At 60.6% G+C, this 12,463-nt stretch carries 8 protein-coding genes; all 8 read left to right on the top strand.

The features are described 5' to 3' along the window. Nucleotides 1–12: 12 nt before the first annotated feature. Nucleotides 13–1,089 (top strand): S-methyl-5-thioribose-1-phosphate isomerase, encoded by a 1,077-nt coding sequence (gene mtnA, locus D8U82_RS10260; protein WP_130902152.1) that lies wholly within the window; start codon nt 13–15, stop codon nt 1,087–1,089. 423 nt (nt 1,090–1,512) lie between these two features. Further along, the gene (gene gyrA, locus D8U82_RS10255; protein ID WP_125926377.1) at nt 1,513–4,167 is read left to right on the top strand and encodes a DNA gyrase subunit A; all 2,655 of its coding nucleotides are present in this window, start codon (nt 1,513–1,515) and stop codon (nt 4,165–4,167) included. Between the two features lie 231 nt (nt 4,168–4,398). Beyond that, nucleotides 4,399–5,484, top strand: a complete 1,086-nt coding sequence (serC, locus tag D8U82_RS10250) for a 3-phosphoserine/phosphohydroxythreonine transaminase (RefSeq protein WP_038860448.1) — start codon at nt 4,399–4,401, stop codon at nt 5,482–5,484. Next, a complete protein-coding gene (pheA, locus tag D8U82_RS10245) occupies nt 5,484–6,578 on the top strand; it encodes a prephenate dehydratase (protein WP_016770924.1) in 1,095 nt (364 codons plus the stop codon). The genes serC and pheA overlap by 1 nt, the downstream gene beginning before the upstream one ends. Before the next feature lie 13 nt (nt 6,579–6,591). Next, nucleotides 6,592–7,704 (top strand): histidinol-phosphate transaminase, encoded by a 1,113-nt coding sequence (gene hisC / locus D8U82_RS10240; protein ID WP_016770923.1) that lies wholly within the window; start codon nt 6,592–6,594, stop codon nt 7,702–7,704. Nucleotides 7,705–7,732: 28 nt separating this feature from the next. Beyond that, nucleotides 7,733–9,940 (top strand): bifunctional prephenate dehydrogenase/3-phosphoshikimate 1-carboxyvinyltransferase, encoded by a 2,208-nt coding sequence (locus tag D8U82_RS10235; protein ID WP_241668054.1) that lies wholly within the window; start codon nt 7,733–7,735, stop codon nt 9,938–9,940. Beyond that, entirely contained in the window at nt 9,937–10,626 is a 690-nt protein-coding gene (cmk, locus tag D8U82_RS10230; protein WP_024013869.1) for a (d)CMP kinase, read from the top strand. Before D8U82_RS10235 ends, cmk begins: the two co-directional genes overlap by 4 nt. Nucleotides 10,627–10,745: 119 nt before the next feature. Continuing rightward, a complete protein-coding gene (gene rpsA / locus D8U82_RS10225; protein ID WP_016770920.1) occupies nt 10,746–12,431 on the top strand; it encodes a 30S ribosomal protein S1 in 1,686 nt (561 codons plus the stop codon). Nucleotides 12,432–12,463 lie beyond the last annotated feature (32 nt).

The following is a 12,463-nucleotide window of genomic DNA, read 5'->3' as shown; positions in this document are numbered from 1 at the left end:
GCGGGGTGTGGGATGCGCGATCGACTGTTGGCTGCGGAGAAAGTAAAGGCCATCGATTGGCGTGATGGCGCGCTGCACCTGCTGGATCAGCGTATTTTGCCGTTCGAGGAAACCTGGATCGCCTACACCAGCGCCGCCGGCGTGGCCGAGGCGATTCGCTCGATGGTCGTGCGTGGCGCACCGGCTATTGGCATCAGTGCGGCTTATGGCATCGTCCTCGCGGCGCGGGCGCGGATTGCCGAGGGCGGCGACTGGTACGCGGCGCTGGAAGAGGATTTCGCGCTGTTGGCCGATTCGCGTCCGACCGCGGTCAATCTGTTCTGGGCGCTGGGCCGCATGCACGATCGCCTGGATCGGCTGAAAAGCAAGGCCGATCCGCTGGCCGCGCTGGAAGCCGAAGCCATCGCCATTCATGAAAGCGACCGCGAGGCCAACCTGACCATGGCGCAGCTTGGTGTCGATCTGATTCGCAAGCATCAGGGCAACGCTCAGGCCATCCTGACCCATTGCAATACCGGCGCGCTGGCCACCGGCGGGTTCGGTACTGCGCTGGGGGTGATCCGCGCTGCTTATATAGAAGGCATGGTCGAGCGCGTTTACGCCGACGAAACCCGGCCATGGTTGCAGGGCTCGCGGCTGACCGCGTGGGAGCTGGCCAACGAAGGCATCCCGGTGACCCTGAATGCCGACTCCGCCGCCGCGCACATCATGAAAACCAAAGGCGTGACCTGGGTGATCGTCGGCGCCGACCGCATCACCGCCAATGGCGACGTGGCGAACAAGATCGGCACCTATCAACTGGCGGTCAACGCCATGCACCACGGCGTGCGCTTCATGGTGGTGGCGCCGAGTTCGACCATCGACATGAACCTCGCCAGCGGCGATGACATCCCGATCGAAGAGCGTGATGGCGCCGAACTGCTCGAAGTTGGCGGTAAACGCGTCGGTGCCGATGTTGAAGCGTTCAACCCGGTGTTTGATGTCACCCCGGCGGATCTGATCGATGCGATCGTCACCGAGAAAGGCATCGTCGAACGCCCGGACACCGCGAAAATGGTCCAGCTGATGTGCCGCAAGCGCCTGCATTGAAGGTCTTTAGCGTGTGAGCGGGCCCCATCTCTGGCAAGCCAGCTCCCACAGGTTTTGTGCCCGGCATTGAACCTGTGGGAGCTGGCTTGCCAGCGATGAGGGCCTGAATGTCAATAAACAACTGTAAATCTGCCCCAGATTTCACATTCAAAGAAGCTCAGAGCTTCTGTCGTCCCCCTCAAGCCTGTCATCGGTCAACTAACTATGCTCCATGCGCATCTGGGGGATAGGTGCGTGGCGGCCTTTGTGATAACATCCGGCGTTTTCCGAGGCGGCTCCACGGAGCTGTCTTTACTGCGCAAATCCGCGATCCAATGTTGATTTGTCGTAAGTCGGCGCATGGCACTCGGCCGGCCCCGACGAGCTTCGTTGCTCCCACATGGATATGACGAAGTTTCACCAGAAAAAGGAATCAGGCTTCTCATGGGCGAACTGGCCAAAGAAATCCTCCCGGTCAATATCGAAGACGAGCTGAAACAGTCCTACCTCGACTACGCAATGAGCGTGATCGTCGGCCGTGCACTGCCGGATGCGCGCGATGGCCTCAAGCCCGTGCACCGTCGCGTACTGTTCGCGATGAGCGAGCTGGGCAACGACTACAACAAGCCGTACAAGAAATCTGCCCGTGTCGTCGGCGACGTGATCGGTAAGTATCACCCGCACGGTGACACTGCCGTGTACGACACCATCGTTCGTATGGCCCAGCCTTTCTCCCTGCGCTACCTGCTGGTCGACGGCCAGGGCAACTTCGGTTCGGTCGACGGCGACAACGCTGCGGCCATGCGATACACCGAAGTGCGCATGACCAAGCTGGCGCACGAGCTGCTGGCTGACCTGCACAAGGAAACCGTGGACTGGGTGCCGAACTACGACGGCACCGAACTGATCCCGGCAGTCATGCCGACCCGCGTACCGAACCTGCTGGTCAACGGTTCCAGCGGTATCGCTGTGGGCATGGCGACCAACATTCCGCCGCACAACCTCGGTGAAGTCATCGACGGTTGCCTGGCCCTCATCGACAACCCCGAGCTGACCGTCGATGAGCTGATGCAATACATTCCCGGTCCGGACTTCCCGACGGCTGCGATCATCAACGGTCGCGCCGGCATCATCGAAGCCTACCGCACCGGTCGCGGGCGCATTTACATGCGTGCCCGCTCGATCATCGAAGACATCGACAAGGTGGGTGGCCGTCAGCAGATCGTCATCACCGAACTGCCTTACCAGCTGAACAAGGCGCGTCTGATCGAGAAGATCGCCGAGCTGGTCAAAGAGAAGAAGCTCGAAGGCATCACCGAGCTGCGCGACGAGTCCGACAAGGACGGTATGCGCGTCGTCATCGAGCTGCGTCGTGGCGAAGTGCCTGAGGTGATCCTCAACAACCTCTACGCCCAGACCCAGCTGCAATCGGTATTCGGCATCAACATCGTCGCGCTGATCGACGGCCGCCCACGCATCCTCAACCTCAAGGATCTGCTGGAAGCCTTCGTCCGTCACCGTCGCGAAGTGGTTACCCGCCGTACCGTGTTCGAATTGCGCAAGGCGCGCGAGCGTGGGCACATTCTCGAAGGCCAGGCCGTTGCCCTGTCGAACATCGACCCGGTGATCGCCCTGATCAAGGCTTCGCCAACACCGTCGGAAGCCAAGGAAGCGCTGATCAGCACGCCTTGGGAATCCTCGGCTGTGGTGGCGATGGTTGAGCGTGCCGGTGCCGATTCGTGCCGTCCGGAAAACCTCGATCCGCAATACGGTCTGCGTGAAGGCAAGTACTTCCTCTCGCCAGAACAGGCCCAAGCGATTCTCGAACTGCGCCTGCACCGTCTGACCGGTCTGGAGCACGAGAAGCTGCTGGCCGAGTATCAAGAGATCCTCAACCAGATCGGCGAGCTGATCCGCATCCTCAACAGCGCTGTGCGCCTGATGGAAGTGATCCGCGAAGAGCTGGAAGTGATCCGCGCCGAATACGGCGACGTGCGCCGCACCGAAATTCTCGATGCCCGTCTCGACCTGACCCTGGGCGACATGATCCCGGAAGAAGAGCGCGTCGTGACCATCTCCCACGGTGGCTACGCCAAGACCCAGCCGCTGGCTGCGTACCAGGCTCAGCGTCGTGGCGGCAAAGGCAAATCGGCTACCGGCGTCAAGGACGAGGACTACATCGCTCACCTGCTGGTTGCCAACAGCCACACCACGCTGCTGCTGTTCTCCAGCAAGGGCAAGGTGTACTGGCTCAAGACCTACGAAATTCCGGAAGCATCCCGCGCGGCCCGTGGTCGTCCGCTGGTCAACCTGTTGCCGCTGGATGATGGTGAATACATCACCACCATGCTGCCGGTCGAGGAATACACCGAAGGTCACTACATCTTCATGGCCACCGCCAACGGCACCGTGAAGAAGACCCCGCTGGAATCCTTCAGTCGTCAGCGCAGCGTCGGTCTGATCGCGCTGGAGCTGGACGAAGGCGACGTGCTGATCTCTGCAGCCATCACCGATGGCGAGCGCGAAGTGATGCTGTTCTCCGATGGCGGCAAGGTCACCCGTTTCAAAGAGTCCGACGTGCGTGCCATGGGCCGTACCGCTCGCGGCGTGCGCGGCATGCGTCTGCCGGAAGGGCAGAAGCTGATTTCCATGCTGATCCCGGAAGAAGGCAGCCAGATCCTCACCGCTTCCGAGCGTGGTTATGGCAAGCGCACCGCGATCACCGAGTTCCCTGAGTACAAGCGTGGCGGTCAGGGCGTGATCGCCATGGTCAGCAACGAGCGTAACGGCCGTCTGGTCGGCGCGGTACAGGTACTCGACGGCGAAGAAATCATGCTGATCTCCGATCAGGGCACCCTGGTGCGTACCCGTGTCGACGAAGTGTCGAGCCTGGGTCGTAACACTCAGGGCGTGACGCTAATCAAGCTGGCCAAGGATGAAACCCTGGTCGGCCTGGAGCGGGTTCAGGAGCCTTCGGAAATCGAAGGCGAAGAACTCGACGGTGAAGAGGGCGAGGAAATCGCAGGCAGCGTCGGTATCGACGAAGCGGGTGAAGACCAGCAACTCGACGCCGCAGCAGACGAAGAGCCGCAGGAATAAGCGGATAAACGAGGGGGCGGATGAGAATTCGCCCCCTTGTTATTTGTCCGGTATGAATTTTCGACATCATGGAGATCCCCTGTGGGAGCGAGCCTGCTCGCGAAAGCAGGCGCTGCGGTACCTCTGAAGCACCGCGGTGATGCATTCGCGAGCAGGCTCGCTCCCACAGGACCATGTTGATCGGTAGTGTGATTTATTGCGTGATACCACCAAATCAGAGCGAGATTGGATGTGAGCAAGCGAGCCTATAACTTCTGCGCCGGTCCGGCGGCGCTGCCTGAAGCTGTCCTGCAGCGCGCCCAGGGTGAACTCCTTGATTGGCACGGCAAGGGTCTGTCGGTCATGGAAATGAGCCATCGCAGCGATGAGTTCGTGTCCATCGCTACCCAGGCCGAGCAGGATCTGCGTGACCTGCTGAATATCCCGTCGAACTACAAAGTGCTGTTTTTGCAGGGCGGCGCGAGCCAGCAGTTCGCACAGATCCCGCTGAACCTGTTGCCTGAAGGCGGCTCGGCCGACTACATCGACACCGGTATCTGGTCGCAGAAAGCCATCGAAGAAGCCTCGCGCTACGGCCACGTCAACGTTGCTGCCACTGCCAAGCCTTACGACTATTTCGCCATCCCAGGCCAGAACGAGTGGAACCTGTCGAAAGACGCCGCGTACGTTCACTACGCGCCGAACGAAACCATCGGCGGTCTGGAATTCCAGTGGATCCCGCAAACCGGTGACGTACCGCTGGTGGCGGACATGTCTTCGGACATCCTCTCGCGCCCGGTCGATATTTCGCGTTTCGGCATGATCTACGCCGGCGCGCAGAAGAACATCGGCCCGAGCGGCATCGTCGTCAACATCATCCGCGAAGACTTGCTCGGCAAGGCCCGCTCGCTGTGCCCGACCATGCTCAACTACAAGGTCGCGGCTGATAACGGCTCGATGTACAACACCCCGCCGACGCTGGCCTGGTACCTGTCCGGTCTGGTGTTCCAATGGCTGAAAGAGCAGGGCGGCGTCGAAGCGATCGCCAAGCTCAACGACGTCAAGCAGCGCACCCTGTACGACTTCATCGACGCCAGCGGTCTCTACAGCAACCCGATCAACAAGTCGGATCGCTCGTGGATGAACGTGCCGTTCCGTCTCGCTGACGATCGTCTGGACAAGCCGTTCCTCGCCGGTGCCGACGAGCGCGGTCTGCTCAACCTCAAGGGGCACCGTTCGGTGGGCGGTATGCGCGCCTCCATCTACAACGCCGTCGACATCACCGCAGTTAACGCGCTGGTGGCCTACATGGCGGAATTCGAGAAGGAACACGGCTGATGTCCGAGCAAGAACTCAAGGCACTGCGCGTTCGCATCGACGCTCTGGACACCAAAGTCCTGGAGTTGATCAGTGAGCGTGCGCGTTGCGCCCAGGAAGTCGCCCGCGTGAAGATGGCCTCGCTGGCCGAAGGCGAAGTGCCGGTGTTCTATCGTCCCGAGCGCGAAGCTCAGGTGCTCAAGCGTGTGATGGAGCGCAATCAGGGGCCGCTGGGCAACGAAGAAATGGCGCGGCTGTTCCGCGAGATCATGTCGTCGTGCCTGGCGCTGGAGCAGCCACTGAAAGTGGCGTACCTCGGCCCTGAAGGTACCTTCACCCAAGCGGCGGCGATGAAGCACTTCGGCCACGCAGTGATCAGCAAGCCGATGGCGGCGATCGACGAAGTGTTCCGTGAAGTCGCCGCCGGTGCGGTGAATTTCGGCGTGGTGCCGGTGGAAAACTCCACCGAAGGCGCGGTCAATCACACGCTGGACAGCTTCCTCGAACACGACATGGTGATCTGTGGCGAAGTCGAGCTGCGCATCCACCATCATTTGCTGGTCGGCGAAAATACCAAGACCGACAGCATCAGCCGCATCTATTCCCACGCGCAGTCGCTGGCCCAGTGCCGCAAGTGGCTGGACGCGCATTACCCGAATGTCGAACGCGTCGCGGTATCGAGCAACGCCGAAGCGGCCAAGCGGGTCAAGGGTGAGTGGAATTCGGCGGCGATCGCTGGCGACATGGCGGCAGGGCTGTACGGCCTGACGCGTCTAGCCGAGAAGATCGAAGATCGCCCTGACAACTCGACGCGCTTCCTGATGATCGGTAACCAGGAAGTGCCGCCTACCGGCGACGACAAGACCTCGATCATCGTGTCGATGAGCAACAAGCCCGGCGCGCTCCATGAGCTGCTGGTGCCGTTCCACGACAATGGCATCGACCTGACCCGCATCGAAACCCGTCCGTCGCGCAGCGGCAAATGGACCTACGTGTTCTTCATCGACTTCGTCGGCCACCACCGTGATCCGTTGATCAAAGGTGTGCTGGAAAAGATCAGTCAGGAAGCAGTAGCACTCAAAGTGCTGGGTTCCTACCCGAAAGCAGTTCTCTAAGGGGCGGTAGCAAATGAGTGGCAACTTCCTCGCTCTGGCACAGCCGGGCGTGCAACAACTTTCGCCGTACGTTCCGGGCAAGCCTGTGGACGAACTGGCGCGCGAGCTGGATCTGGATCCGGCAAAAATCGTCAAACTGGCGAGCAACGAAAACCCGTTGGGCGCCAGCCCGAAGGCATTGGCGGCGATTCGCGAAGAGCTGGCCGAGCTGACCCGCTACCCGGACGGCAATGGCTTCGCCCTGAAATCGCTGCTCGCCGAGCAGTGCCGTGTCGAGCTGAATCAGGTCACGCTGGGCAATGGCTCCAACGACATTCTTGAGCTGGTTGCGCGTGCCTATCTGGCGCCGGGCCTGAATGCGGTGTTCAGTGAGCACGCCTTCGCGGTGTATCCGATCGCGACTCAAGCAGTTGGCGCTCAGGCCAAAGTAGTTCCGGCCAAAGACTGGGGCCATGACCTGCCGGCCATGCTCGCAGCCATCGATGCCAACACTCGCGTGGTGTTTATCGCCAACCCGAACAACCCGACCGGCACCTGGTTCGGCGCCGAAGCGCTGGACGAATTCCTGCAGGACGTTCCCGAGCATGTGCTGGTAGTCCTCGACGAGGCTTACATCGAGTACGCCGAAGGCAGTGATTTGCCGGACGGTCTCGACTTCCTCGCTGCGTACCCGAACCTGCTGGTTTCGCGCACCTTCTCCAAGGCCTATGGCTTGGCTGCGCTGCGCGTCGGTTATGGCTTGTCGACGCCTGTGGTGGCGGACGTGCTGAACCGCGTTCGTCAGCCATTCAACGTCAACAGCCTCGCCCTGGCGGCGGCGTGTGCGGCGCTGAAGGACGAGGAATATCTGGCGCAAAGCCGTCAGCTCAACGAATCCGGCATGCAGCAGTTGCAGGCCGGTTTCCGTGAGCTGGGGCTGGGCTGGATCGAATCCAAAGGCAACTTCATCTGCGTCGATCTCGGCCAGGTGGCGGCGCCAATTTTCCAGGGCTTGCTGCGCGAAGGCGTGATCGTGCGTCCGGTGGCCAATTACGGCATGCCGAACCACCTGCGGGTGACCATCGGTCTGCCGGCAGAAAACAGCCGTTTCCTCGAAGCGCTGCGCAAGGTTCTGGCTCGTGGTTGATGTCACTGCGCTGCAACCTGCTGCACCTATGATCGGTCGCCTTGTGGTGGTCGGTCTGGGGTTGATCGGTGGTTCGTTTGCCAAGGGTTTGCGTGAAAGCGGCCTGTGCCGTGAAGTGGTCGGCGTCGATCTCGACCCGCAATCACGCAGGCTCGCGGTCGAATTGGGTGTGGTCGATCGCTGTGAAGACGACTTGGCGGCTGCTTGCGTCGGTGCCGATGTGATTCAGCTGGCGGTGCCGATTCTGGCCATGGAAAAGCTGCTCGCGCGTCTGGCTGTCATGGATCTGGGGCAGGCGATTCTCACGGATGTCGGTAGTGCCAAAGGCAACGTGGTGCGCGCCGCGACTGAAGCGTTCGGCGGCATGCCGGCGCGCTTCGTCCCGGGGCACCCGATTGCCGGTTCCGAGCAGAGCGGGGTGGAAGCCTCGAATGCCGAGCTGTTCCGCCGGCACAAGGTGATCCTGACGCCGCTTGAGCAGACCGATCCTGCCGCCTTGGCGGTGGTCGATCGCCTGTGGCGCGAACTGGGCGCCGATGTCGAGCACATGCAGGTCGAGCGTCACGATGAAGTGCTTGCCGCGACCAGCCATCTGCCGCACCTGCTGGCCTTCGGTCTGGTCGATTCATTGGCCAAGCGCAATGAAAATCTGGAGATCTTCCGTTACGCTGCCGGTGGTTTTCGCGATTTCACAAGAATCGCCGGAAGCGACCCGGTGATGTGGCACGACATCTTCCTCGCCAACCGCGAGGCTGTCCTGCGCACACTCGATACATTTCGCAGCGACCTCGACGCCTTGCGCGACGCGGTCGATGCAGGGGATGGGCACCAATTATTGGGCGTTTTCACGCGCGCCCGGGTTGCCCGCGAGCATTTCAGTAAAATCCTGGCCCGCAGGGCCTATGTGGACGCTATGAATTCCAACGATCTGATCTTCCTGGCTCAACCTGGTGGCCGCCTGTCCGGTCGGATTCGCGTACCGGGTGACAAATCGATTTCCCACCGTTCGATCATGCTCGGCTCGCTGGCCGAAGGCGTCACCGAAGTCGAAGGCTTCCTCGAGGGCGAAGACGCCCTGGCGACCTTGCAGGCGTTTCGCGACATGGGCGTGGTCATCGAAGGCCCGCATCACGGCCGCGTGACTATCCACGGTGTTGGTCTGCACGGCCTGAAACCTGCGCCGGGCCCGATCTATCTGGGCAACTCCGGCACCTCGATGCGTCTGCTCTCTGGCCTGCTGGCGGCGCAGAACTTCGACAGCACCTTGACCGGCGACGCTTCGCTGTCCAAGCGTCCGATGAACCGCGTGGCCAATCCGCTGCGGGAAATGGGCGCGGTCATCGAAACCGCTGCTGAAGGTCGTCCACCGATGACCATTCGCGGTGGCCACAAGCTCAAGGGCCTGACCTACACCATGCCGATGGCCAGTGCCCAGGTGAAATCCTGCCTGCTGCTTGCCGGTCTCTATGCTGAAGGCAAGACCACCGTCACCGAGCCGGCACCGACCCGCGATCACACCGAGCGCATGCTGCGTGGCTTCGGCTACCCGGTCAGCGTCGACGGCGCCACGGCTTCGGTCGAGTGCGGCGGCAAGCTCACCGCGACTCACATCGAAGTGCCGGGCGATATCTCGTCGTCGGCGTTCTTCCTGGTTGCAGCCTCGATTGCCGAGGGTTCCGAGCTGGTGCTCGAGCACGTCGGCATCAACCCGACCCGTACTGGCGTGATCGATATCCTGCGGCTAATGGGCGCCGATATCACTCTGGAAAACCAGCGTGAAGTGGGCGGCGAGCCAGTGGCTGACTTGCGCGTGCGGGCAGCTAAACTCAAAGGTATCGAGATTCCGGAGGCGCTGGTGCCGCTGGCGATCGACGAATTCCCGGTCCTGTTCGTGGCTGCTGCGTGCGCCGAAGGGCGTACCGTGCTCACCGGAGCTGAAGAACTGCGGGTCAAGGAATCCGACCGGATTCAGGTCATGGCGGACGGTTTGCTGGCGCTGGGCGTCAAGTGCGAACCGACCCCGGACGGCATCATCATCGACGGCGGCCAGATCGGCGGCGGTGAAGTGCATGGTCACGGCGACCACCGTATCGCCATGGCTTTCAGCGTCGCCTCGTTGCGCGCTACCGCACCGATCCGCATCCATGATTGCGCCAACGTCGCGACCTCGTTCCCCAACTTCCTCGCGCTGTGCGGGCAAGTCGGCATTCGTGTGGCACAAGAGGCTCAGTCGTGAAAAACATTGCACCGGTCATCACCATCGATGGGCCAAGCGGCTCCGGCAAAGGCACGGTCGCCGGGATTCTGGCCAAGCGTCTGGGCTGGAACCTGCTGGATTCCGGTGCGCTTTATCGCTTGCTCGCGTTTGCTGCGCACAACCATGGCGTCGACCTGACCAATGAAGAGCTGCTGAAGACATTGGCCGCTCATCTGGATGTGCAATTCATCGCCGCGACCGAAGGTCAGCTGCAGCGGATCATTCTCGAGGGCGACGAAGTCAGCGATGTCATTCGCACCGAAAGTGTCGGTTCCGGCGCCTCGCAAGTGGCTGCGCTGCCCGCTGTGCGCGAGGCGCTGCTGCAGCGCCAGCGTGCGTTCCAGGAAGCGCCGGGGCTGGTGGCCGACGGCCGCGACATGGGTACGGTGGTTTTTCCGGATGCACCACTGAAGATTTTCCTCACCGCCAGTGCCGAGGAACGGGCGCGCCGTCGATATTTGCAGTTGAAGGGCAAAGTCGAGGGTGTTAGTCTGTCGAGTCTGCTAGATGAGATCCGTGCACGCGATGAGCGTGACACCCAGCGCGCAGTAGCCCCGCTCAAGCCGGCGGCCGACGCGATTCAGCTGGATTCAACGGAGCTTTCCATCGATCAGGTGCTTGAACGCATCATGAGCGAGATCGCCATTCGCGATATCGCCGGGTGACCAAGAGGGCCGCAGGGGACCAGTCATAGTCCTGCGGTGCTTCTTTTAAATGAAACTAACCCACACCGTCTGGGGTGTGGAGATGGGCGTTTACTTCGCCCTCATCTACAGGAATTAAAATGAGCGAAAGCTTTGCGGAACTCTTTGAAGAAAGCCTGAAAACCCTGAACCTTCAGGCAGGCTCCATCATCACCGGTGTTATCGTTGATATCGATTACCAGGCTCGCTGGGTAACCGTTCACGCTGGTCTGAAGTCTGAAGCACTCATCCCGCTTGAGCAGTTCTACAACGATGCTGGCGAACTGAACATCAACGTTGGTGATGAAGTTCACGTTGCTCTGGATTCGGTTGAAGACGGCTTTGGCGAAACCAAGCTGTCCCGTGAAAAAGCCAAGCGCGCTGAATGCTGGATCGTTCTGGAAGCAGCCTTCGCAGCCGAGGAAGTGGTCAAGGGCGTTATCAACGGTAAGGTTAAAGGCGGCTTCACTGTCGACGTTAACGGCATCCGTGCGTTCCTGCCAGGTTCCCTGGTTGACGTCCGTCCAGTGCGCGACACCACGCACCTGGAAGGCAAAGAGCTGGAATTCAAGGTCATCAAGCTGGACCAGAAGCGCAACAACGTTGTCGTTTCCCGTCGCAGCGTCCTCGAAGCCGAGAACTCCGCCGAGCGTGAAGCTCTGCTGGAATCCCTGCAGGAAGGCCAGCAAGTCAAAGGTATCGTCAAAAACCTCACCGATTACGGCGCATTCGTCGATCTGGGTGGCGTGGACGGCCTGCTGCACATCACCGACATGGCCTGGAAGCGCATCAAGCATCCTTCCGAGATCGTCAACGTTGGTGACGAAATCGACGTCAAGGTTCTGAAATACGATCGCGAACGCAACCGTGTTTCCCTGGGCCTGAAGCAACTGGGCGAAGATCCATGGGTTGCTATCAAAGCCCGTTACCCAGAAGGCACTCGCGTTACCGCTCGTGTAACCAACCTGACCGACTACGGCTGCTTCGCTGAGCTGGAAGAAGGCGTTGAAGGTCTGGTACACGTTTCGGAAATGGACTGGACCAACAAGAACATCCACCCTTCGAAAGTCGTACAAGTCGGCGACGAAGTGGAAGTCATGGTTCTGGACATCGACGAAGAGCGTCGTCGTATCTCCCTGGGCATCAAACAGTGCAAGTCGAACCCATGGGAAGACTTCTCTGGCCAGTTCAACAAGGGCGACAAGATCTCCGGCACCATCAAGTCGATCACCGATTTCGGTATCTTCATTGGTCTGGACGGCGGCATCGACGGTCTGGTTCACTTGTCCGACATCTCCTGGAACGAAGTGGGCGAAGAAGCCGTACGTCGTTTCAAGAAGGGCGACGAGCTGGACACCGTCATCCTGTCGGTTGACCCAGAGCGCGAGCGCATCTCTCTGGGCATCAAGCAACTGGAAAGCGATCCGTTCTCCGAGTACGTCTCGGTTAACGACAAGGGCGCTATCGTGACCGGTACCGTGAAAGAAGTTGACGCCAAAGGCGCCATCATCGTTCTGGCCGACGACATCGAAGCTACCCTGAAAGCCTCCGAAATCAGCCGTGACCGCGTTGAAGACGCGCGCAACGTTCTGAAAGAAGGCCAGGAAGTTGAAGCCAAGATCATCAGCGTTGACCGCAAGAGCCGCGTAATCCAGCTCTCGATCAAGTCGAAAGACGACGCTGAAGAGAAAGAAGCCATCCAGAGCCTGAAAGCAGCTCCGGAAGGCGAAGCAGCTGACACCACTATGGCGGCACTGCTGCGTCAAGCAATGGCCAAACAGAACTGAGTTCTGGTTGATCATTAAAAAGGGCGACTTCG

The organism is Pseudomonas sp. Sample_23 (genome assembly GCF_004307595.1).
GTDB lineage: Bacteria > Pseudomonadota > Gammaproteobacteria > Pseudomonadales > Pseudomonadaceae > Aquipseudomonas > Aquipseudomonas atacamensis.
Note: the sequence above shows the minus strand (reverse complement) of the source record. Positions and strands in the feature narration are given on the sequence as shown.